Source organism: Amycolatopsis sp. lyj-346 (assembly GCF_046548975.1).
Classification (GTDB): domain Bacteria; phylum Actinomycetota; class Actinomycetes; order Mycobacteriales; family Pseudonocardiaceae; genus Amycolatopsis.
On record NZ_JAJPWT010000016.1, the window covers coordinates 46,058 to 68,323 of the forward strand.

General features: G+C 74.5%; 16 protein-coding genes. 6 read left to right on the forward strand and 10 right to left on the reverse strand.

The window, feature by feature from the left end; translation table 11 throughout:
- Both ACLJQE_RS34755 and ACLJQE_RS34760 read left to right on the forward strand, forming a co-directional pair.
- Positions 1-5,412, forward strand: a complete 5,412-nt coding sequence (locus ACLJQE_RS34755) for a condensation domain-containing protein (protein ID WP_410643784.1) — start codon at positions 1-3, stop codon at positions 5,410-5,412.
- Positions 5,409-6,395 (forward strand): 3-oxoacyl-ACP synthase, encoded by a 987-nt coding sequence (locus tag ACLJQE_RS34760; protein WP_410643785.1) that lies wholly within the window; start codon positions 5,409-5,411, stop codon positions 6,393-6,395. The genes ACLJQE_RS34755 and ACLJQE_RS34760 overlap by 4 nt, the downstream gene beginning before the upstream one ends.
- 45 nt (positions 6,396-6,440) lie before the next feature.
- Here ACLJQE_RS34760 and ACLJQE_RS34765 read toward each other — a convergent pair whose 3' ends face one another.
- From ACLJQE_RS34765 to ACLJQE_RS34805, 9 genes are all read right to left on the reverse strand, one after another.
- Positions 6,441-8,315, reverse strand: a complete 1,875-nt coding sequence (locus ACLJQE_RS34765; protein ID WP_410643786.1) for a Calx-beta domain-containing protein — start codon at positions 8,313-8,315, stop codon at positions 6,441-6,443.
- Positions 8,316-8,631: 316 nt separating this feature from the next.
- Positions 8,632-9,864 (reverse strand): NAD(P)/FAD-dependent oxidoreductase, encoded by a 1,233-nt coding sequence (locus ACLJQE_RS34770; protein ID WP_410643787.1) that lies wholly within the window; start codon positions 9,862-9,864, stop codon positions 8,632-8,634.
- A 5-nt stretch (positions 9,865-9,869) separates the two neighbouring features.
- Positions 9,870-11,411 carry an FAD-dependent oxidoreductase gene (locus ACLJQE_RS34775; RefSeq protein WP_410643788.1) on the reverse strand — a complete coding sequence of 514 codons (1,542 nt, stop codon included), beginning with the start codon at positions 11,409-11,411 and terminating at the stop codon, positions 9,870-9,872.
- A complete protein-coding gene (locus ACLJQE_RS34780) occupies positions 11,408-12,139 on the reverse strand; it encodes a class I SAM-dependent methyltransferase (protein ID WP_410643789.1) in 732 nt (243 codons plus the stop codon). Before ACLJQE_RS34780 ends, ACLJQE_RS34775 begins: the two co-directional genes overlap by 4 nt.
- Positions 12,136-12,456, reverse strand: coding sequence for a lycopene cyclase domain-containing protein (locus ACLJQE_RS34785; RefSeq protein WP_410643790.1), 321 nt, complete (start codon positions 12,454-12,456; stop codon positions 12,136-12,138). Before ACLJQE_RS34785 ends, ACLJQE_RS34780 begins: the two co-directional genes overlap by 4 nt.
- The gene (locus ACLJQE_RS34790; RefSeq protein WP_410643791.1) at positions 12,453-12,794 is read right to left on the reverse strand and encodes a lycopene cyclase domain-containing protein; all 342 of its coding nucleotides are present in this window, start codon (positions 12,792-12,794) and stop codon (positions 12,453-12,455) included. The genes ACLJQE_RS34785 and ACLJQE_RS34790 overlap by 4 nt, the downstream gene beginning before the upstream one ends.
- Before the next feature lies 1 nt (position 12,795).
- Positions 12,796-13,758 carry a phytoene/squalene synthase family protein gene (locus ACLJQE_RS34795; RefSeq protein WP_410643792.1) on the reverse strand — a complete coding sequence of 321 codons (963 nt, stop codon included), beginning with the start codon at positions 13,756-13,758 and terminating at the stop codon, positions 12,796-12,798.
- On the reverse strand, positions 13,755-15,230 hold the full coding sequence (gene crtI, locus ACLJQE_RS34800; RefSeq protein ID WP_410643793.1) for a phytoene desaturase family protein: 1,476 nt from the start codon (positions 15,228-15,230) through the stop codon (positions 13,755-13,757). The genes ACLJQE_RS34795 and crtI overlap by 4 nt, the downstream gene beginning before the upstream one ends.
- 112 nt (positions 15,231-15,342) lie before the next feature.
- Positions 15,343-16,443 carry a polyprenyl synthetase family protein gene (locus tag ACLJQE_RS34805; protein ID WP_410643794.1) on the reverse strand — a complete coding sequence of 367 codons (1,101 nt, stop codon included), beginning with the start codon at positions 16,441-16,443 and terminating at the stop codon, positions 15,343-15,345.
- Between the two features lie 394 nt (positions 16,444-16,837).
- Between ACLJQE_RS34805 and ACLJQE_RS34810 the strand changes: the two genes are divergently transcribed.
- From ACLJQE_RS34810 to ACLJQE_RS34820, 3 genes are all read left to right on the forward strand, one after another.
- Positions 16,838-17,656 (forward strand): carotenoid biosynthesis protein, encoded by an 819-nt coding sequence (locus tag ACLJQE_RS34810; protein WP_410643946.1) that lies wholly within the window; start codon positions 16,838-16,840, stop codon positions 17,654-17,656.
- Complete coding sequence (locus ACLJQE_RS34815; RefSeq protein ID WP_410643795.1) at positions 17,635-18,735, forward strand: glycosyltransferase; 1,101 nt, start codon at positions 17,635-17,637, stop codon at positions 18,733-18,735. Before ACLJQE_RS34810 ends, ACLJQE_RS34815 begins: the two co-directional genes overlap by 22 nt.
- A 296-nt stretch (positions 18,736-19,031) precedes the next feature.
- On the forward strand, positions 19,032-20,519 hold the full coding sequence (locus ACLJQE_RS34820) for a phytoene desaturase family protein (protein ID WP_410643796.1): 1,488 nt from the start codon (positions 19,032-19,034) through the stop codon (positions 20,517-20,519).
- Positions 20,520-20,590: 71 nt separating this feature from the next.
- Here the strand turns inward: ACLJQE_RS34820 and ACLJQE_RS34825 are convergent, their stop codons facing one another.
- Complete coding sequence (locus ACLJQE_RS34825) at positions 20,591-21,256, reverse strand: CDP-alcohol phosphatidyltransferase family protein (RefSeq protein ID WP_410643797.1); 666 nt, start codon at positions 21,254-21,256, stop codon at positions 20,591-20,593.
- 33 nt (positions 21,257-21,289) lie between these two features.
- Here ACLJQE_RS34825 and ACLJQE_RS34830 point away from each other — a divergent pair, with 33 nt between their 5' ends.
- A complete protein-coding gene (locus ACLJQE_RS34830; protein WP_410643798.1) occupies positions 21,290-22,195 on the forward strand; it encodes a YhjD/YihY/BrkB family envelope integrity protein in 906 nt (301 codons plus the stop codon).
- The last annotated feature ends 71 nt before the right edge of the window (positions 22,196-22,266 follow it).

Here is a 22,266-nt window from a genome sequence, read left to right on the forward strand (position 1 = left end):
GTGCGCAACGACGACGTGGCGATCATCGGGGTGTCCGCCCTGCTGCCGGGCGCCCACGGGCTCGACGCCGTGCACGACCTGCTCGCCGAAGGCCGCGACGTGGTCGGTCAGCCCGACCCGGAACGGCTGCGGCAGAACGGCTTCGCGGACGGCCCCGGCTACCTGCCGATGGGCTACCTGGACCGGATCGACCGGTTCGACCACCGCTTCTTCGGCGTGCCGCCGGCCGAGGCCGCGTGGATGGACCCGCACCAGCGGCTGATCCTGCAGCTGGCCCACGAAGCCCTCGAAAACGCCTGCTACGCGCCCCAGGCCCTCCGGGGCTCGCGCACGGCGGTCGTCCTCGGCAGCTCGCGGTCGGACTACGAAGACCTCTTCGAAGAGGAAGACCCGCAGCAGATCCTGGGCATCCTGGCCGCCTCGCTCGCGGCGCGGATCAGCTACCGCCACGACTTCACCGGACCCGCCCTCGTCCTCGACACCGCGTGCAGCGGCAGCCTGGTCGCCGTCGCCCACGCCGTCGCGCTGCTGCGCAGCGGAGCCGCGGACCTGGCGCTCGCGGGCGGCATCAGCGTGCGGCCGGTGCCGATCCGGGCGGCCGGGCACGTCCCGGTCCGCGGCGTCGAATCCCCCGAAGGCCGGTGCCGCCCGTTCGACGAGAAGGCCACCGGTGCGGTCGGCGGCGAAGGCGGCGGGATCGTCGTGCTCAAGCCGCTGCCCGCCGCGCTCGCCGACGGTGACCACGTGCACGCGGTCCTGAAGGGCATCGCGGTCAACCACAACGGCTACCGGATGGCCAGCATGAGCGCGCCGAGCCGGGCGGCCCAGACCGAGGTGATCACCGCGGCCTGGCGCGACGCCGGCGTCGAGGCGGCCACCGTCGGGTACGTCGAGTGCCACGGCTCGGCGACCCCGCTCGGCGACGTCGTCGAGGTCGAGGCCCTGCGGCAGGCGTTCCTCGACGCCGGCGTGACGACCCCGCACTGCGCGATCGGCTCGATCAAGGGCAACATCGGGCACCTGGACAACGCCGCCGGGGTCGCCGGGCTGGTCAAGGTGCTGCTCAGCGTGCGGCGCGGCGTCCGGTACCCGACCGCGCACTTCGAGACGCCCAACCCGCTGATCGACTTCGACGGCCCGGTGCGGGTCAACCCCGCGTTCGGCGCGTGGGACGACGACGCGCCGCGGCGGGCGGGCCTCAGCTCGTTCGGGCTCACCGGGACCAACGTGCACGCCGTCGTCGAGCAGGCCCCGCCGGCTCCGGCGCCCGCGGCACCGGACGGGACCGAGCACCTGGTGACGGTCTCGGCGAAGTCGGCGTCCGCGCTCGCGGTCTACCGCGACCGGCTCGCCGGGTTCGCCGAAGCCGGCGAGCACGGCGTGTTCGCGATCGGCCACGCGATGAACCGCGGCCGCGACGACCACCCGTTCCGTATCGCCGTGGTGGCCGGCGAACCCGGCGCACTGGCCGCGGCCCTGCGGTCGGTCGCCGTCCCGGACGCGCCCGCCGCGGACGACCCGCCGGTGGTGCTGCTCTTCTCCGGCGACGGCGGGGTCGAACCCGAGCTCTGGGAACAGCTGTGCGCGGCGTGGCCCGTCCTCGGCGACGACCCGCTGCCCGGCGAGCCGGGCCCCCGGCTGGTCGCCGTCCACCACGCCCTCCACCGGCTGGCCCGGTCGCTGGGCATCCCCGACACCCACCTCGTCGGTTCGGGCGTGGGCAACCTGTCGGTGCGGATCGCCCGCGGCGAACTGTCCCTCGCCGACGGCCTGGCGGCCGCGGCGGGCCGGGCCGTCGGCGCCACGCTCGACTCCGGACGGCTGGCCGAAGCCGTGCGCGGGTTCGTCCGGGACGGCGCGGTGCTGGTCGAGCTGGGCACCGGCGGTGTGCTGTCGCGGACGATGCGCCGCCTGGCGCCCGAGCTCGGCTGCGTCGAGCTGATCGCCGGGGCCGGACGGCGGGCGGTGCTGCGGCAGGTGGCGTCGCTCTACCGGCTCGGCGTCCGGCTCGACTGGGACCGCCACTACGCCGGTGCGGCCGTGCCGCGGATCGAAGCCCCGGTGTACCCGCTCGAGAGCGTCCGCTGCTGGTGCCGCCCGCCGGGCACACCGGCCGTCGAAACCCGCGTCCCGGCACCACCACCCGCCGCCGTGTCCGATGGGGACACCGAACGCCGGGTCGCCGAAATCTGGGCGCGTGCACTGGGCGAGGACGAACTCACCGCGGAATCGGACTACTTCGCCCTCGGCGGGACGTCCATCGCGGCGATCACCGCGCTGCGCACCATGGAACGCGACTTCGGTGTCGAGCTGACGTTCGCCGACCTGTACGCCCACCCGACCGTGCGGGCCTTCGCCGCCCGCATCGAGGCCGTGCGGGCCGAGCGCGGCCCGTTCGCCGACCTGCCCGCCGTCACGGTCCTGCCCCGCGGCGGCCCGCTGCCGCTGTCGGCAGGCCAGGAGCAGCTGTGGTACCTGGACCGGCTGAACCCCGGCAGCGCGCTCTACAACATCCCGCACGACCTGCGCCTGTCCGGCCCCCTCGACGAAACCGCGCTGACCGGCGCGGTGCACGACCTGCTCGCCCGGCACGAGGTGCTGCGCACCTGCATCCCCGACGAGGACGGCGTGCCCTTCACCCGGCTCGCCGAACCCGGGCCCCGGCTCGTCGTGCACGACCTGAGCACGCTGCCCGAAGCGGAGCGGAACACGGCGGCTCACCGGCTGGCCGACGAGGAGGCCGTCCGCCCGTTCGACCTGGCCACCGGCCCGCTGGTGCGGATCACCCTGCTGCGCCTGGCCGAAGACGACCACGCCCTGTTGTGGACCTACCACCACATCGTCTTCGACGGCTGGTCGCCGACGATCTTCTTCCGCGACTTCACCGAGCTGTACCGGGCGCGGCTGGCCGGCCGGGCGCCCGAGCTGCCGGACCTGCCCTTCCAGTTCGCCGATTTCGCGGCCTGGCAGCGGAAGCGGCTGACGGGGGAGACCCTGGAACGCGGCCTGCGGTTCTGGCGCGCCGAGCTGGCCGGGCTCCCCACCGCGCAGCTGCCGCTGGACCGGCCGCGCCCGGCCGCCCAGACCTTCGACGGCGGCCTCGTCGAGTTCACCATCGGCGAACCGGCGGCCGAGGCGGCCCGGGCGTTCAGCCGCGAACACGGCGTGACGACCTTCGTCACGATGCTCGCGCTGGTCGACGCCCTGCTGCACCGCTGGGCCGGGTTCACCGACGTCGTCGTCGGCGTGGCCACCTCCGGCCGGACGCACCCGGCGACGCACGACCTCATGGGGTACTTCAACAACCTGCCGCCGTTCCGCACGCGGGTCGAGGGATCGCTGTCGTTCACCGGCCTCGTCCGGCGCTGCGCGGACACCGTCGCCCAGGTCCTCGACCACGAAGAAATTCCCCTGGAGAAGATCGTTTCGGCGGTGTGCGGGCCGCGCGAGCCGGGCCGCCAGCCGGTGTTCGACGTCGCCTACACCTACCAGAACGTCCCGCAGGACACCGCCGAGCTGGGCGGGCTCGACTGCTCGCGCTTCTCCGACAGCGGCACGGTCGCCGGGATCGCCCCGGGCACCGCCAAGTTCGACCTCACCGTCGGCGTCATCGACCAGCAGGACGGGCCGATGGACGGCTACTTCGAGTACGCCACAGCCCTGTTCGACCGCGAGACGGCCGACGCGCTCGCCCGCCTGCTGCCCGGCCTGCTCGACGCCGTGCTGCGCGAGCCCGGCCGCGCACTCGATGCCTTGCCGGCCGTCGACGGCGAGCCGGTCCGCACCACCACCCACCGGGAGCCCGCCATGGCCGCACCTTCCTTTGTGGACAGTGACTCCGCCGCCCGTGCCGAACGGGTGCTCGCCGCGATCTGCGCGGACCTGCTGACCGGCGGTGGCCCGGTCGGCCCGAAGGACAACTTCTTCGACCTCGGCGGCGATTCGGTCCTCGGCGTCCGGGTGGCCGCGCGGGCGGCCAAGGACGGCGTCCACTTCACCCCGCAGCAGCTGCTGCAGTGCCGCACGCTCGGCGAACTGGCCCGCGCCGCGGTCGTCGACGGCCCGCCGTCGGCGTCGTCGGCGTCATCGGCGGGGTCGACGGCGGTGCCGGTGCCGTCCGGCACGCCGGTCCCCGAGCCCCTCCGGGCGATCCCGCCGACCCCGATCATGCTCAGCTTCCTGCACCGGATGCCGGACGACGTCGGGGACTTCGTCGACGTGCACACCGTGGAGACCACGCCGGGGATCGGCGCGGCCGCGCTCCGGACGGCGATCGGGCACCTGCTGGGCCTGCACGAGCCACTGCGCTACCGGTTGCGGCGCAACGCACTGGGCGCCCGGCTCGAGGTCGCGGACGTCGCCGTGACGGACGTGTTCGACACGAAGGTGCTCCCGCCGCTCGACTCCGGCGAGGAGCTCGGGATCGTCGCGGACGACTGCCTGGCGATGAAGGCGGAGATGGATCCCGCGCGCGGGCCGCTGTTCCGGGTCCGCCACTACGACCGCGGCCGGGCCCGCGGCGGCCTGCTCGTGTTGCTGGTCAACCACTTCGTCTTCGACAACATGTCCACTGTGGTCGTCCTCGACGACCTCGACGTGCTGCTCGCCGACCTCGCGGCGGGCCGCACCCCGGCCCCGGCGCCCCGGCCGGCGCGGTGGCGGGAGTGGGCCGGGCACCTGCAGGCGATGGCGGCCTCGGACGAGCTGTCCGGGGAACTGACCTACTGGACGGCGACCCTGCAAGCCGGCGGCGCCGCCGGGACGATCGGCGGCGCGCCCGGCGACGGCATCACGGCCCGGACCCTGGACGACCCCGCGGTCGCCACCCTGCTGTCCGCAGGCGGTGCCGAGGGCCGGGAGGCGGCGCTGTGCGCGGTGTCCTGCGGCCTGGCCCGCTGGCAGGACGCGCCGAGCGCCTTCGTGATGACCGAGGGGGAGGCGACCCCCAACCCGTTCCGGCTGGCCGGGCGCGGCCCGTCGGTGGGCTGGTTCACCACTCTGCACCCGCTGGTGCTGCCGGTCGGGCCGGGCACCACGGCCCGGGAGTGCCTGCCGGAGATCGCCGACCGCGCGCGGTCGGTGCCGAACGACGGCGTCGGCTACGGGATGCTGCGGCACCTCTCGCCGGACACGCCGGGCACCGCGCGGCTGCGCGCCCTGCCCGAGCCGGAAGTCCTGGTGCTGCACGGACCGAGCGACACCGCCGCCTTCGACTCCGGCGTCCGCCTGCTGCGGACCCGCTGGGACCTGTCGGTGAACCTCAAGCGCGCGGTCGCCTCCTGGTTCCCGCTCGTCGTCACGAGCGCGGTGCGCGACGGCGCGCTGCGGCTGGCCGTGGCCGGCGGCGTCGGCCAGGAGCGCCTGGACGCGCTCGCCGACGAAATCCTGGGCGCCTTCACCGAACTCCCGTGATCGCGCTCGCCGCCTCGGCCTGGTACCTGCCGGACACCTCGCTCGCCGTCGCCGACCTGCCGGAACTCGCCACGCTGTCCGGCACCGAACGCGCGACCTGCGCCGCGCTGGGCATCGACCGGGTGCCCGTCGACGACACGCTCACCGCGGCCGACCTGGCCGTCCGGGCGGGCCGGCGGGCGCTCGCCACCGCGGGCCTCGACGCCGGCGACGTCGACGTCGTCCTGACGGTGGAGCCGCGGGCCCCGCAGACGCTGGTCAGCTCGGAAGCCACCCGGTTGCAGGCGATGCTCGGCGCCGGGCGGGCGATGGCGTTCTCGGTCGGCGGCCTCGGCTGCGCGTCGCTCACCCCGGCACTGCTCGCCGCGAGCGGCTTGCTGCGCGCCGACCCGGACCTGGCGAACGTGCTCGTCCTGCACGGGAGCAAGCCCGCGACCCCCGGGCGCTACCGCCACCCCGTCACGGTCAACGGCGACAGCGGCGGCGCGCTTCTGCTGCGGCGTCGGGGAAAGCTCCGGATCCGGGACATCCTGCTGGAGACGAACGGCGCCTACGCGGACCTGTTCCGCGTCGAGTACCGCGACGAGGAGTTCGCCCGCTGGCGGGAGGAGTGCACCGATCCGGCGGCCTACTCGTTCCGGTTGGCCGTGGAGACCCGCAACCGGCTGCGGGCGCTGGTCACCCGCCTGCTCGACCGCAACGGCCTGAGCCTCGCCGACGTCCCGTGCTGCCTGACGCAGAACCTGTCCACGGCGGCGTTCCGGAACTGGTCGGAGGCGATCGGCGTCCCGATCGCGAAAGCGTGCTTCGAGAACCTGGCCCGCTACGGCCACCTCGGGCCCAACGACGTGTTCTTCAACCTCTCGACCGCCGAGGAGACCGGCGAATTCGGCGGGCGGGCGGTGCTGCTCAACATCAGCCCGGCCGCGGCCTGGAGCGCGCTGCTGGTGACCACCGACGACACCACAGCCCACGAGCTGTGAGCCCCGGGGCGGGCGGCGACCACCCGCCCCGGGGGGTTCACCAGGTCACCGCTTGCAGGGGTTGCCCGCCGGGTGCGCGGCGGTGCCGTGCACGTCGGCCTGGGACTCCGCCAGCACGATCTTCGCCAGCGGGGTCTCCAGCGCGACGGCCTGCTGCTTCACGACGCCGTTCGCGATGGTCTGGCCGTTCAGCTTCAGCGAGCCGATGACCAGCGCGATGGTCAGCGGGGCCGAGCCCACGGTGACCGAGACGCCGTTGATCTTCAGCGAGGCGACGTTCGAGCTGCCGGTCAGCACCGGGGCGAGCCCGCCCGGAGCCGGCTGGCAGGTCGCCGCCGCCTGGGACTGGATCACGCCCAGCTCGATGGTCAGCCCGAGCGTGCTGATCACCGTCTTGTCGATCTTGGCCGTTGCCTTCGCCTGGTCACCGGCCGCCGGAGCCGCCGACTGGTTGTCCGGCGTCAGGTCGGTCGACGCGGTCAGCGCGTGGGTCTGCACCTTGATCAGGCCGGCGTTGAGCGTCGCGTCGAGGACGGTCTTGCTGTCGTCGGCGCAGGGCAGGTTCGCCGGGTTCGCCACGGCCGCGGTGATGCCGATGACGTTCGCGGCGGTGCCGGTGCAGGAGAAGACGCCGTCACGGTCGTCGTCGACGATCGTGCCGACCCCGGTCGGGTCGACCAGCCCGGCGCCGACCGGAGCCGACAGCGTGACCGTGAACGTCTCGTCCGGCTCGTCGACGGTGTCCGGGTTGACCAGCACGGTCACCGGCTTGCTCGTCTCGCCGGGCGCGAAGGTGACGTCACCGCTCGCCGCCTGGTAGTCCGCCGGTGCGGTCGCGGAGCCGTTCGCTGTGGCGTAGTGGACCGACACCGGGTTCGGGCTCGCGCCGCCGAGCAGTGACACGGTGAAGGTGGCCGGCACCGGCGCGCCGCCGGAGCCCTCGTTCACCGTGACGTCGTTGATGCTCAGGCCGAGCACGCGCACGGTCGTCGTCTCGACGAACCCGCGGGACACGCCGTCGACCAGGTAGTCGACCGTGCAGTGGTAGGTGCCGGGCGCGGCGTCGGCCGCGGCGGCGACGGTCTCGGTGAACGTCGCGACGTCCCCGCTGGGCACCTTGACGCTCGCCGGGGCGTTGGTGACCGTCAGCTGCGGGTCGCAGGTGGTGACCTTCGGCGTCACCGTGACCTCGATGGACTTGATGCCGTCGAGGATGGCCTGCGAGACCTGGCTGGAGGGCACGTTGTTCAGCAGCATGCCGCCGGTGGCCGTGGCGATGGCGCTCGCCTGGCCGGAAAGGTCCAGGTTGCCGACGTTCACCGCGATCACCCGGATGTTCGCCGCCTGGAGCGCGGCGATCGTGTCGGCCAGGGTGTGCCCGCCGCTGGGGTCGTGCGACGGCGCGTCGCCGAACCAGGCGATGATGCGGGTGCCGTCCGGGCGGAAGGTGACCGCGCCGGTGGCCAGCTCGTAGAGGGCGTTGAGGTCGGCTTCCGGGAAGTCGCCGCCACCATTCGCGGACCACTGGTTGATCCCGGCCTGGACCGCGGCGGTGTCGCCGGTGATGCCCTGGTTGACCTTGAAGGGCACGGAGTCGGTGAAGTCCTTGTACTCGGCGACGCCGAACTGGGCGGTCGGCTGCGCGGCGAGCACGTCACCGGTGATGGCGCCGGCGTTCGTGCGGACGTTGGCGATCGCGCCGCCCATGCTGCCGGTGGTGTCGGCGAGCAGCACGAGGTCGGGGTTCGGCGGAACGGCGGAGGTGGTGACGTGCTTGGTGACGTCGACGCTCTGCCCGGCGGACAGCGTGAGATCGACGGTGGCCGGATCGACCCCGGGCGGCGCCGCGGCCGCCACCGCGGCCGGGGTGAGCAAGGCACTGACCGTGGTCAGCGCGACGAGCAATGATCTCCGCGACATGAACTTCCTTCCGAAGGCCGGATTACTGCGGGTTGCCTCGGGAAGACGGGAAAAGCGGGATTTCGTTAGCGAGCCGGGAAAACGTCACCCGGAGCGCCGTGTCAAGGAGCTCAACGGGGCATGTCACCGGATCGGGGCTACGTAAACCAGGGGTGCACTGCGCCGGACCATTGAAGATCGCCGGGGATTTTCACTCTATCCAGCGATGAAACGGGGTCGGACCGGCACGATGTGTACCGGCCGATCAAGGGCAGTGCAGTGCTTTTCGCAGCGCGGGGAGCGAATTTCCGCCCGGATGTCGTAATGCGGGAGGCGGTCAGCGTCCTGCCGGACCTGCCCGGCCGAGGTCGGCGAGCACCGCGCGGGCGGCCCGGGTGCCGGAGGCCAGGGCCCCTTGGAGCGAGCTCGTGTCCCGGTGGTCGCCGCACACGTACCGCCCCTCGCCCAGGCGCACCTCGCGCCGGAGCTCGTGGGGCGGGGGCATCGCCGGCAGCCCGTGGGCGATCTCGTACCGGGCGACCAGCGGCCACCGCGTCGCGTCCGTCCGGTACATCCGGCCCAGCGCCTGGCGCACCTCCGGTTCCGGCAGCGTCGTCAAGGCCGACGCGCTCACCAGCGCCGCCCCCGGCGGGGCGTAGGTGGGGCACACCTCGCTGACCACGCTGGTGTTGACGACCGGCCCGCCGCGGGCGTCGATCACGATCACCGGTTCGCGCAACGGCGACCGCGGCGGCGCGAAGTACCACGTCGTCCCGCTGTTCCAGCGCGGTTCCGCGACGCCGGTGAGCCGGGCGGCCGTGGATCCGTCGGTGGCGACGACGACCGCGCGGGCCGTCCACACCTCGCCGCCCGCCGTGCGGACCCGGCCCGCCCGGACCTCCTCGACCGGGGTGTCCCGGTGGACGGCCGACGTCGGCAGCGCGCGGGCGAGCTGCCGGGGCAGTTCGCCCATGCCCAGCGCCGGCAGCGACGGGGCCGACCGCAGGAAGCTCCGCCAGACCAGCTGGAAGAACCGGGCCGACGTGGCCAGCTCCGGTTCCAGGAACACCCCGGAGAGGAACGGCCGCAGCACCGTGTCCACGGCGCGGTCGGACACCCCGGCGCGGCGCAGTTCGTCGAGCGTCGTGCGGTCGTCGCGGTCGATGACCGCCTGGGCCGGTCCCGCGGCGACGCGGGCGGACAGCGCGCCGAGCGCGGCGAGGTCCTTCGCCGACAGGTAGCGGCGGGCCGCGATGTCGCGCAGCGCCTTGGGGGTGTCGATCGGGTGCCCGAGCAGCGAGACGCGGTCGTCGTCGGCCACCCGGACCGCGCGCCGGAACCGGCCGAGGTCCAGGGCGCCGACGTCCACCAGGCGGCGGATCGCCGGGTAGGCCGGGTTGAGGATCTGGAACCCGCGGTCGAGCCGGAAGCCGTCGACGACGTCGGTGCGCACACGACCGCCGACGTCGTCCGCGGCTTCCAGCACCACGCACGGAACTCCGGCCCGGTGCAGGGTGACGGCGGCGGCCAGCCCGGCGAGCCCCGCGCCGACGATGACGGCTTCGGCCATCCCGCTCACCCGCCGAAGTGCTTCGTCGCGGCGAGCCGGTTGAGCAGGCCGATGCGGCCGCGGTTGGGGACCGAGCGCAGCGGGTGCCCGGCGAGTCCCCAGCCCGCCAGGAGCGTGTTGGCCGCGGCCCAGCCGGTGGTGGCGGCGCGTTCCATCAGCGCGACCGGGAGGTCGATCCGCACGCCGTCGCCGGCCAGCGCCAGCGCCGGGTCCGGCGTCGCGACCGTCGGACGGCGGGCGAAGTCACCCAGCCCGAAGAGCGGGCAATCCTCGCGCCACAAGGAAACCGCCGCGGTGACCCGCGCGTCGAGGGTCTCCGGGTAGATCGCGTGCAGCCGGTCGTCCACGGCCTTCACCAGCGTCTCGCGGTCGTCCGTCGTGACCGCGTACGCGTGCAGCTCCACGACCGAGCCGCCGGTGCGGGCCGCCCACCGCCGGGCTTCGCCCTCGTAGCGCTCCAGCAGGCTGATGTTGTCCAGCGGCGGCACGCTGCCGGTGCCCAGGAACGGCGGCCGGGCGGGGTCGACGGGCCGGTCGAGCCAGAGCCGCCGGACGAGGAACGGCGGTGCCGTGCGCAACCCGGCCACGTTCGCCCGCCACCCGGCCGTGCCGAGGCCGGGCGAAGCGGCGACGATCTCCCGCAGGCCCCGCACGTCGCAGGCGAGCACGACGCTGTCGAACTGCGCGGTGTCTTCCGCCGTCGTGACCGTGAAGCCGTCGGACGTGCGGTCGAGCGACGCCACCGGAGTGCCGGTCCGGATGGTCACCCGGCGGTCGGCCAGGTAGCCGGCCAGGGGATCCCACAGCGCCTGCGGGAACGGCTCGGTCGGCACGTCGAACACCAGGCCTTCGCTGGAGCCCAGGAAGTACAAATGGAACATGGTCGCCAGTTCGGCCGCGGACAGCTCGTGCGGATCGGCGAAGAAGCTGCGCGAGAACACCTCGAACGCCAGGTGCTTGGCCGCTTCGGGGAAGTTGATCGCGTCGAGGAAGCTCGCGGCGTCGGTGCCGTCCAGCCGGTGGTAGGTCTCCGGGACGCTGACCGCCGCCAGCGGCAGGGCGGCGCGGCCGTTGATGCGCACCAGGTCCCGCCGGGTGAACGTCGGGCTGCGCCAGGCGAACGCGAGCGCGTTCCACGGCGGCGTCCGGGGGAGACCGGCGAAGGTGTCCGTGCGGCCCTGCGCGTCCAGCAGCGGGTAGTCCGCCAGCGGGGTCAGCCGGTCGAGCCGGGGATCGGTGCGCATGAGCAGCGACCGCAGGTTGTAGTACTGGCGGAAGAACGCGTGGAAGCCGCGGCTCATGGTCACCGCGGTGCCGTCCGGCAGCCGGTCGGCCCAGCCGCCGACGCGCCCGCCGAGGTGCCCGTCGCGCTCGAAGAGCGTCACCGTGACCCCCCGCTCGGCCAGCCCGGTCGCCGCGGTGAGGCCCGCGATGCCGCCGCCGACGACCGCCGCGGTCGGGCGGCGGCCGAGCAGCCCGGCGTCGGCCAGGCCGGGCGGGGCCGGCCGCGTCTCGATCCGGCGGTCGGTGCCGAGGGGGCGGGTCACGGGTGCTCCTGCGGGTTGGTGCCGAGGACGGTGTGGACGATGCCGTTCTGCCAGCCGGGCATCGAGGCGGTGCGGACGTCGGTGAAGCCGGCGTCGGCGAGCCGGCGGGCGAGCGCGGTCAGCCCGTCGAACTCGCACACGCTGCGGCGCAGGTGGCGGTAGAGGGTCGCGTCGCCGGTGGTGACCTTCCCGAGCGGGATGATCACGCCCGCGCAGACCGCGTTCCACACCCACCGGGCGCGCCGCGAATCCCGGACGGAGTACTCGTGCACCGCGATGCGGCCGCCGGGGCGCAGCAACCCGCGCAGCCGCCGCAGCTGCCGGGTCGGCTCGGTGAGGTTGCGCAGCAGGTAGGCCGCCAGGATCGCGTCGAACGGGCCGGAAATCCCGTCGAGCTCCTCGACCGGCGTGTGGACGAAGGCGACGCCGTCCGGCCAGTTCTTCGCCCGGGCCTGCGCGAGCATCTCCCCGGAGGCGTCGAACGCGGTGATCTCCGCCCGAGGGGCGACGGACACCAGTGCCGCCGTCGACGCGCCGGTGCCGCAGCCGGCGTCCAGCAGCCGCAGGCCCGTCCCCTCCGGCGGCAGGCCCAGCCGCCGCGCCGAGAGCCGGAGGTGCTCGTGGTAGCCCGGGTTGGCGCCGACCAGCCGGTCGTACCACCGCGCTTCGGTGTCGAAAGCCGACGGCACCGCGCCGCGGGGGAGGCCGTCCTTCGCCATCGCGTTCACGGTCGCTCCTCCCGGGAGCCGGTCCGTTCCCACCCGAGCAGCACCGCGGTCACCAGCGCGAAGCCGAAGAGGAAGTCTTCGACCGGGATGTCCCACGGGAAGCGCCAGTTCGTGATGTGCTGCGGGGCGTAGCGCACGATCGGGTCGGAAAGCTTGGTCAGCCAGCCGTCCACCGGGATCTGGAACGCGGTCACGATGGCGATCGTGATCCAGTAGGCGGGACGGCGGAACAGGCCCGTGCGCAGCAGGAGGAGCTCGGTCAGCACGACCGCGGCCACGGCGGCGACCGCGGGCACGGTGTAGCCCCACGGGATCACCGGCGTGCCTCCTGCCTGCCGAGCCGCCGGAGCACCGCGAGGGTGAGCTGGACGATCTCGTAGGTCAGCACCCCGCAGATCGGGACCACCACGAAGAACAGGATTTCCTCCAGCGGCACGGCGAAGGGGGCGCGAAGGCCGGTGACGTACTCGGGCGCGTAGTCCCAGACGCCGCCGGCGATCGCGAGGGCGTCCCAGACGAGGAACACCAGCGCGACCGGCAGCACCGCCCGCGCCAGCCGCCGCGGCTGCCGGTAGACGCGCGCCCCGGCGAGCTCCAGCGGCAGGGTGACGAGCACGCACGCGGCCAGCACGACGAGGTATTCGGCCTGGCCCACGTCAGCTCACCGCCACCGGGAGCGCCGGCGCGGGGTGCCGCCGCCGGGCCCACTGCGTCCGCGCGACCGCCCCGCACGCCACCGCCAGCCGCTGCCCGCGGGAAACCGCCGCGCGCCCGGCGAAGACGTCGTGGCCGGCGTCCTCGATGCGGCCGAGGATGCCGCCGTACAAGGTCGCCGCCGTGGCCACACACGGGCGGGAGACCGGGTGCAGCATGGCGAGGCCCGGCCGGGCCTCGGCGTAGCTCTCGCGGGTGACGGCGATCTGGTCGCGGATCGCGGCCCGGACCGGCCGATCGGCCTGGCCTTGCCTTGCGCACCAGGCCAGCCGGTCGCGGTCGACGCCGTGCGCGGCCAGTTCGTCGGCCGGCAGGTAGACGCGGCCGCGGCCGAGGTCTTCGGCGACGTCACGCAGGAAGTTGGTGAGCTGGAAGGCCTTGCCGAGCGCGGCCGCCCTCGGCTCGGCCTCTTCGCGCGGGGCGACGGTGCCGAGCACCGGCAGCACCTGCAGGCCGATCACCTCGGCCGAGCCGTGCACGTACGTGTCGAGCTCCGCGCGGGTGGCGTAGCCGGTGACGGTGAGGTCCATCCGCATCGAGGTGAAGAACGCCTCGAAGTACGCCTTGGCGAGCGTGTAGCGGGCGGCCGTGTCGATCACCGCGGTCAGCAGCGGGTCGTCGCTCACGCCGGCGTCGAGGTCGGCGAAGAAGCGCTTCTCGACTTCCTGCAGGCGGGTGTCGAGCGTTGCGGGTGTGGCATCGTCGTCCGGTTCGTCGACGATGTCGTCGAGCCACCGGGCGAAGCCGTAGAGCGCGTGGATCGCCGGCCGCTGCGCCGGGGTCAGCAGGCGCGTCGCGAGGAAGTAGGTGCGGCCGTGCCGGGCGTTGAGCTCGCGGCACCACGTGTAGGCCGCGCGCAACCCGGGTTCGCGGATGCCGGCGGCGTCGAGTTCGCGTCGGGTCATCGGGTCCCTCCGGTGAGCCGGTCGGCAGCCAGTCTGCCGGAGATGAGCACGGTCGGCACGCCGACGCCGGGCACCGTGGCGCCGCCGGCCAGGACAACGTTGTCCGTCCCGCGGGGGAGGTTCCGCGGCCGGAACGGCCCGGTCTGGCCGAACGAGTGGGCGTAGCTGAACGGCGTCCCGGCGACCAGGCCGCGTGCCGCCCATTCGGCCGGGCCGAGCACGTGCGTGAACTCCGGTTCGAAGCCGGGGAGGAGCCGTTCGCGGGCCAGGTCGAGGATTTCCCCGGCGTAGGCCCCGGTTTCGGCGGCCCAGTCCGCGGGGCCGCGGTCGAGGTTGGGCACCGGCGCGAGGATGGAGTAGAGCTGGCGGCCGGGCGGGGCGAGCCCGGGATCGGCCGCGGTCGGCCGCGTGACGAGCAGCGACGGATCGCTCATCCGCCTGCCCTGGGTGATGAGCTCGTCGAAGGTCGACCGCCACCCGTGCCCGAAGGAGATCGTGTGGTGCGCGACCTCGGGCTGCGTCGTGGGGCCGCCGGCGTGCACGACGAGCGCCGACGGCGCGGCCCGCAGCGGCACCGGCCGCCGGGGGCGCCGCCCGAGCAGCCGGTAACTCTCGGGGAGCTCGGTGGTGAGGACGACGGCGTCGCACGGGTGGCGGGCCCCGGAGGCGGTGCGGACCGCGGTGACGCGCGACCCGGCGCGCTCGAGTTCGTGCACGGCGTCGCCGTAGCCGAACTTGACCCCGGCATCGGCCGCGACGCGGGCGAGCGCCTGCGGCAGGGCCGCGATCCCGCCGGGCGGGAAGTACACCCCGCCGACGGTGTCCATGTACGAGATCACCGCGTACAGGGCCAGCGCCCGCATCGGGGATTCGCCCGCGTAGAGGGCTTGGAAGGTGAACACCCGCTTCAGGCGCTCGTCGCTCAGGAACCGGCCGACCCGGCCGTCGAGCCGCCGGAACCCGCCCATGGCCACGAGCCGGGCCAGTTCGGGCCGGAGCATGCCGAGCGGGGAGTCGATGTTCGCGTCGATGAACCGCCCGAACTCGGCTTGGTAGAGCCGGGTCAGCCAATCCCGCAGGCGGGTGTAGCCGGCGGCCTCGGCCGGGCCGGCGAAGTCACGGACGGCGTCGGCCATCGCGGCCGCATCGGTGTGCACGGGCAGCGTGCTGCCATCGGCGAACTGGGCGACGTACGCCGGATCGAGCCGGACGAGCGGCAGTTCGGCGGCGAGCTCCGCGCCGACGGCCCCGAAGGTGTCGCTCAGGATCGACGGCATGGTGAGCACGGTGGGGCCGGTGTCGAGCAGGTAGCCGTGGCGTTCGACCCGCCCCGCCCGCCCACCGGGGCCCGGATCGCGTTCGAGAACAGTCACTTCCCGCCCCCGCCCGGCCAGGTGCAGGGCCGAGGCGAGCCCGGCCAGCCCGGCCCCCACGACGACGACGCGGTGCACGGGTCCCGGCACGGTTTTCACCGGTCCCGCCCGCTGCCACGCCCGGCTGAGCCCGGCAGGACGACTGCTCGGACGACTTTGCCGGAACCCGGCCGTGCCGGGGAGGGGGCACGTTCGCGGATCGGGTGGCCCGTCATCGGTCCCGCTCCGTGCAGCGGGCGGCGAGCGCGGCGAGCAGGTCGACGGCGTGGCGCGGGACCACCGCCGGGTCGATCGCGGCCAGTGCCTTGTCGGCGCGTTCGGTGATCAGCTCGCCCATCCGCTCCCGCGCGCCGGTGGCCACGATGAGTTCCCGCCAGCGCCCGACCGCGTCGTCGTCCACGGTGTCCAGTGCGAGCAGCTCGGCGAACTCGGCCTGCCGGCGCCGGTCGGCCATCGCCGCGGCGAGGACGACCACGCTGGATGCCTTGCGCTCGCGCAGGTCCTGGCCGGCCGGCTTGCCCGTGACGTCCGGGGCGCCGAACACGCCCAGCAGGTCGTCGCGGAGCTGGAACGCTTCGCCCACCAGGCCGCCGAACTCGCCCAGCCCGGCCGTCAGCTCCGGGCCGCAGCCGGCCAGTGCCGCCCCGAACTCCAGCGGCCGCCGGACCGTGTAGTTCCCGGACTTGCGGCGCAGCACGTCGAGCAGGGTCTCCCAGCTGGGCAGCGCCCGCGCGTCGTTCACCAGGTCGGCGAGCTGCCCGACGGCCAGCTCGGCCCGCATCGCGTCGTAGTGCGGCCAGCCCCGCGCCAGCTGCTCCGCCGTCAGCCCGCTTTCGCGCAGCAGCTGCTCGGACCACACCAGGAACAGGTCGCCGAACAGGATCGCGGCGGACTCGCCGAACCGCGGTGCCGAACCCGCCCAGCCCTGCTCCGCGTGCCACCGGGCGAACCGGACGTGCAGCGCGGTGCGGCCGCGGCGCAGCGCCGAGCCGTCCATCACGTCGTCCTGGACCAGGGCGAAGCAGTGCAGCAGTTCCAGCGCGGCGGCCGCGCGGATCGCGGCGTCGGATTCCGGTTGCCCGCACCGCCACCCCACGTACGCGAAAAGCGGTCGGAGACATTTCCCGCCCGCGACGAACTCCGGTACCGCGGTTTCCGCAAGCGCTCCCTCGCTGCGTCCGGAGAAATGTTCCCGCGCCCGTGCGCGCACGAAATCGTGCGCTTCGGCGAGGCAGCGGCGGCCCAGCGCGTCCAGCTGCCCGGCGGGCGCGTCGTCCACGGGGACCGGCCCCGTCGTCATGGTCGCGGTCATCCGGCGCCCTCCCACTCTCGGCCCATTCGATTCGCAACCGTTTCACATGTGGGGTAGCTTGTCTACTTGAGCCCGATGAACCCCGGGCGACCCGGTCGAATCCGCCCGATGCACCGCGCGGTCGCCGAACTCTGCGCGGCAGTGTGGATCGATGCTGAATCGGGTACGACCTCCCTGTGGACGGGACGGCGATGCCACACGACGTCCCGGCGGGCCCGCCGTCCGATCCCCCGGCCGCGGGCCCCGCACCCGGCGGCGCCCCGCCCACACCCGGGCGCCGCCGGGTGTTCGTCGTGCATTTGATTGCCTATTCTTTGCTGGTTCAATGGCGTTTATCGGCGAAATTCGGGAAAGCGAGGCGGGTGACCCACGGCCGGTCTATTCTGCGTTCGTGATGGTTTCGCGGACTGCCGCATTCACCCGTCTCCGTCTCGGCCCGCCCGCACTGACCGCCTGGCTCTGCGCCGCGGCGACGGTGCTCTGCCAGATCCGCTACTCGGTGACCGACCCGGGCGGCCGCACGCCGCTGACCGTGCTCACGGTGCTGTGCTTCGCGGCCGCGTCACTCGCCGACGCCTGGTCCCGCTGCGGTGCCCGCGCGGCCGTCACGCTCGCGGTCGTCGCGGGCGGCGGCGGGCTGCTGGCCGAGGTGACGGGCCTGCACACGGGATTTCCGTTCGGGCGCTACGAATACACCGGCCTGCTCGGCTGGCCCGTCGCCGGCGTGCCGGGCATCGTCCCGCTCGCCTGGCTGATGATGGCGTGGCCGGCGTTGCTGGCCGGGCGCGCATTGGCCGTGAAGCCGGCCGGCGTGGTCGCGGTGGCGGCGTGCGCACTGGCGGCGTGGGACGTCTTCCTCGACCCGCAGATGGTGGACGAGGGGTACTGGATCTGGTCGTCGCCCGAGCCGTCGCTGCCGCTGGTGCACGGCATCCCGGTGACGAACTTCGCGGGCTGGCTGCTGGTCGCCGTCGTCATCCAGGCCGCACTGCACCACTGGGTGCCCCGGCCACCGGACCCGATCCCTGGCCCGGCCGCCGGGCCGGCACCGGCGTTGTACCTCTGGACGTGGTTTTCGTCGGTGTGGGCGCACTTCGCGTTCTTCGGCCGGCCGTGGGTGGCCGTCGCCGGTGGCGTGCTCATGGGTGCGGTGGCCGTGCCGTTCGCGATCCGCCTGGGAAGGGGATTCCGATGGGTTCGCGTGTCCGCTTGATCGTGCGCGCCGCCGCCTCGGCCGCGGTCGCCGGTGCCGCGCACGCGGCGTACAACGCGCGGATCGTCCGGGCACCGCGCGGAGGACCGGCGCGGTGCCGCGAGGCCGTGTCGATCCTGCTGCCGCTGCGCGACGAGGCCGCCCGCGTCGGCCCGGCCCTGCGGTCCCTGCTGGCGCAGCGCGGGCTCGACGACGCCGAAATCCTGGTGCTGGACGACTGTTCCACCGATGGGACGGCGGACGTCGTCCGCCGGATCGCCGGGCCGCGCGTGACGCTGCTGACCGGCGCCGAACCGCCGCCGGGGATGCTCGGGAAACCGCACGCGTGCCACCGGCTCGCCCAGCGGGCGCGGGGGAGCGTGCTGGTCTGCGTCGACGCGGACGTCGTGCTGGCGCCCGACGCGGTCGCCGCGGCGGTTTCCCTGCTGCGCGAGGCGGACCTCGACGCGGTGTCGCCGTTTCCGCGCCAGCACGCCGACGGGTTCGGCGCCCGGCTGGTGCAGCCGCTGCTGCAGTGGTCGTGGCTGGTGCTGCTGCCGCTGCGGCTCGCCGAGACGTCGCCGCGGCCGTCGCTGGCCGCCGCCAACGGCCAGTTCTTCGTCATCGACGCCGCGGTGCTGCGCAGGTGCGGCGGCTTCGCGGCGGTCGCGGGCGAGGTGCTGGACGACATCGCCCTGATGCGCGCGGTGAAACGCGCGGGCGGCTGCGGAGTGGTCGCCGACGGCAGCCGGATCGCGGAGTGCCGGATGTACGCGACGTGGGCGGAACTGCGCGAGGGCTACACGAAGTCCCTGTGGTCGGCGACGGGTTCGGCCCCGGCGGCGGCCGCGATCGCCGGGCTGTTGCTCGTGGTGTGGGTGCTCCCGGCGGTGGCGGCGCTGGGTGGTTCGCGGGCCGGGATGGTGGGGTACGCGGCCGGAGTGGCCGGCCGCGTGGTGACGGCCCGGCGCACCGGGGGCCGGGTGTGGCCGGACAGCTTGGCGCACCCGGCATCGGTACTCGCGCTGGCCGGGCTGATCGCGCGGTCGTGGCGGGCCCGCGCCACGGGCCGCCTGGTGTGGAAGGGACGGCCGGTGTGAGCGCCGTGGTGGTGGTGGGTGGCCTGGGGTTCGGGGCCTGGTTGGTGGAGGGACGGTCGGGGGTGGCCGGTGTCCGCGGGCTGGTTGGCGTGGAAGGGGCGGTCGGGGTGAGTCCTGCGGCGGTGGTCGGGGTGGCCCGGGGGATCGGGGCCGGTTGGTGTGAAGGGTGGCCGGTGTGAGCGCCGTGGTGGCCGGGGGCCGGTTGGCGTGGAAGGGGTGGTCGGTGTGACCGTCGTGGTGGTGGCCGCGCGTGGCCCGGCGTCCGCGGGCCGGTCGGCGTGGACGGGACGTCCGGCGTGAGCGCCGTCGTCGTGGTCGGGGGTGGCATGGGCGGCCTCGCGTGCGCGGCCCGGCTCGCCGCCGGCGGTCACCGGGTGACCGTGCTGGAACGGTCGGCGTCGTGCGGGGGCAAGCTCGGCACCCACACCCGGGACGGCTTCACCTTCGACACCGGTCCCTCGCTGCTCACCCTGCCCTCGGTCTACCGCGAGCTCTTCGCGGCCACCGGCGCCGACCTGGACGAGCTCGTCGACATCGTCCCGGTCGACCCCGCCTGCCGCTACCGGTTCGCCGATGGCACCGAACTGGCCGTGCCCCACGAGCGCGCCGCGGTGCCCGACGCGCTCGAAGCGGCCTTCGGCGGCGGTGCCGGTCAAGAGTGGCGCCGGCTGATGTGCGACGCGGAACGGCTCTGGGGCCTCGTCGGCGAACCGGTGCTGCGCCGCCCGCTCAACGGCACCCGCGACCTCCTCCGGCACGCCAAGGGCGTCCGGGACCTGATGGCGATCGCGCCGTGGCGCACGCTGCGGGGCACCGGGCGCCGTCGGCTGACCGATCCGCGCGCCCGGATGCTCCTGGACCGCTACGCGACCTACGCCGGCTCGGACCCGCGCCGGCTGCCCGCCGTGCTGAGCGTCGTCCCGTTCGTGGAGCAGGAATTCGGTGCCTGGTACGTCCGCGGCGGCCTGCGCCGGCTGGGGGATGCCCTGGTGGACCGGCTCGTCGCCCTGGGCGTCGACGTCCGGACGGGCGCGGAGGTCACCGCGATCGAGACCGGCCCGGCCGGCGTCCGCGGGGTCCGGCTGGCGGACGGCGAACGGCTCGCGGCCCCGGTCGTCGTCGCCAACGCGGACGCGGCGCACGTCTACGACGACCTGCTCGACGACCCCCGCACCCGACGGCCGCGACGGGCACTGCGGCGGACGCAGCCGTCGCTGGCGGGGTTCGTGCTGCTGCTCGCGCTGCGTGGCACGACACCCGGCCCGAGCCACCACCGCGTGCTCTTCCCGGCCGGCTACGACGCCGAATTCGACGCCATCTTCGGCCGCTGTCCCCGGCCGGTCGAGGACCCCACGGTCTACGTCTGCGCCCCCGCCGACCCGCAGCTGCACCCGCCGGGCTGCGAAGCGTGGTTCGTGCTGGTGAACGCCCCGCGCCACGATCCGGCGGCCGGGGTCGACTGGACGGCGCCGGGGCTGGCGGAGCGGTACGCGGACCGGGTGCTCGAGATCCTCGCCGCCCGCGGGGTCGACGTGCGGGACCGGGTGCTGTGGCGCGAAATCCGCACCCCGGCCGACCTGGAACACGACACCGGCGCGCCGGGCGGAGCGATCTACGGCTCCTCGTCGAACGGCCCCCGCGCGGCCCTCCTGCGCCCGGCGAACGCGACTCCGGTGCCCGGCCTGTACCTCGCCGGCGGATCGGCTCATCCCGGCGGCGGCCTGCCGCTCGTGGCGATGTCCGCCGAGATCGTGGCGGGGCTCGTGGGGCCGGCCGGTGCGTGAGCTCCGCCCTCCGGAAGGCCCCCAAGGGGCACTTTCACGTGAAAGTGCCCCCTTTGGAACGCGAAGCGAGGTCAGCGGCGCTCCGAGGCCCGTCGGAACGCCCGCGCGACACCCACCCACAGCTGGGCCAAGCCGATGAGTGAGAGACCCGTTCCCAGCACCGCGCAGGTCGTGCCCCACGGCCAGCCCGTCCACGGCGTCCCGGCCGGGGCCAGCGCCGCCCCGGTCACCGCGACCGCCGTCACGGCCAGGCGCGTCGGGCGCTCCGCCACCGTGATCGCCCCCGCGCCGCGCATCCCCGCCGCCTGTGCCCGGGCGCGGACGTACTCGTGCAGCAGCAGCAACACCGCCATCGCCGCGCACCACGCCGCCGGGGCGCCGAGCACCAGCAGAACGGCTACGAAACACAGTTCCGTCAGCCGGTCCGAAGCCGCGTCGAGGACCGCGCCCAGCGGACGGGCCCGGCCCGTCCGCAACGCCACCGCGCCGTCCAGGCCGTCGAACACCCCGGAGGCCACGATCGCCGCCAACGCGAGCCACAGCGCACCACCGCCCAGCGATGCCGGCCAGATCGCGGCCAGCGCGCTCAGCACGCCGCAGCCGGTGAGCACGTCGGGCGGCACGCCCAGCACCGGCCGGGCCAGCAGGTGGACCGCCCGCAGCCAGCCGACGGCGAGGGTGCTGCCCGACACGTCGTGCTCGTGCACCCGGGACCAGCCGGCCACCCCGTCATCCACCCCGCCGTCCGCCTCGCCGACCGGGGCACCGGTGTGAGCGCCTGCGAGGTGGCCCGCCGGGCGGGCGTCGTCCTGCGGCACGCCGGCCGGGAACTCCGCGGCCGGGACCTGTCCCTGTGGGCCGCCGGTGTCACGTTCTTCGCCGCGCTGGCCGTCGTCCCGCTGGTCCTCGTCGCGCTGCGGGGCGCCGCGTTCCTCGGTTCGCCGGAGTTCGTCCGCCACGGTGTCTCGCGCTGGGCCGACGCGCTGCCCGCCGATCACGGGCCGGGACCGGCGCTGGCCGCCCTGGCCACGGCCGCGCTCGGGACGCCGTGGACCGCGCTGCTGGTCACCCTGCTGCCGGCCACCTTCTACGGCGAAGGCCTGCTGCGCGGCCTCGTCCAGGTCGCCGGGCAGCCCGCCGGGGCGCTCGTGGGCTGGCGCGGACGGCTGATGTTCGTGCCCGTCCTCGTCCTCAGCCCGACCCTGGCGATCGCGCCGCTGGCCACCGCCGACACGGTGGCCGGCTGCTACACGCGCGGCGGGTGGGCGACGTTCTGGGGCATCACGCTGTCGTTCCACATCGACTGGCTGATCATCGCGGCGGTGACCGCGATCGTCTTCGCCGGCAGTGCCCCGCGCGGCGTGCGCCGCGGGCCGCTGGTCGCGGGCGCGCTCGCCGTGGCCGCCGTCCTCGCGGGGTTCTTCCACGGGTTCCTCCTCTTCCTGGCCATCCCGCTGGACTGGAGCGTGCCGTTCGGCGGCCTGGTGGCGGTCGGTGCGGTGTCGGCGCTGCTCCTGTGGCTCTACCTGCTCCACGTGCTGCTCCTGCTCGGCTACCGGCTGACCCTCAGCGCCGAACGAACCCGGCTCGGGTCCCGCGAACCACAGCCGGCGCCCTCGAAGCGTTGCACAAGCGACTCGATGACGCCGTCTCCCCGCCGCCCTCCCACGGGATAAACTATGATTCGCGCCACAAAGCACCCCTCGGAGCGTGCTCTCGAGCGCCGGGAGTGCCGGACCGGCGCCGG

What these genes read in the sequence shown, in the direction of transcription:
- ACLJQE_RS34765 (WP_410643786.1), bottom strand. Translation starts at nt 8,315, where the DNA reads ATGTCGCGGAGATCATTGCTCGTCGCGCTGACCACGGTCAGTGCCTTG.
- ACLJQE_RS34805 (WP_410643794.1), bottom strand. Translation starts at nt 16,443, where the DNA reads ATGACCGCGACCATGACGACGGGGCCGGTCCCCGTGGACGACGCGCCC.
- ACLJQE_RS34795 (WP_410643792.1), bottom strand. Translation starts at nt 13,758, where the DNA reads ATGACCCGACGCGAACTCGACGCCGCCGGCATCCGCGAACCCGGGTTG.
- ACLJQE_RS34770 (WP_410643787.1), bottom strand. Translation starts at nt 9,864, where the DNA reads ATGGCCGAAGCCGTCATCGTCGGCGCGGGGCTCGCCGGGCTGGCCGCC.
- ACLJQE_RS34815 (WP_410643795.1), top strand. Translation starts at nt 17,635, where the DNA reads ATGGGTTCGCGTGTCCGCTTGATCGTGCGCGCCGCCGCCTCGGCCGCG.
- ACLJQE_RS34810 (WP_410643946.1), top strand. Translation starts at nt 16,838, where the DNA reads ATGGTTTCGCGGACTGCCGCATTCACCCGTCTCCGTCTCGGCCCGCCC.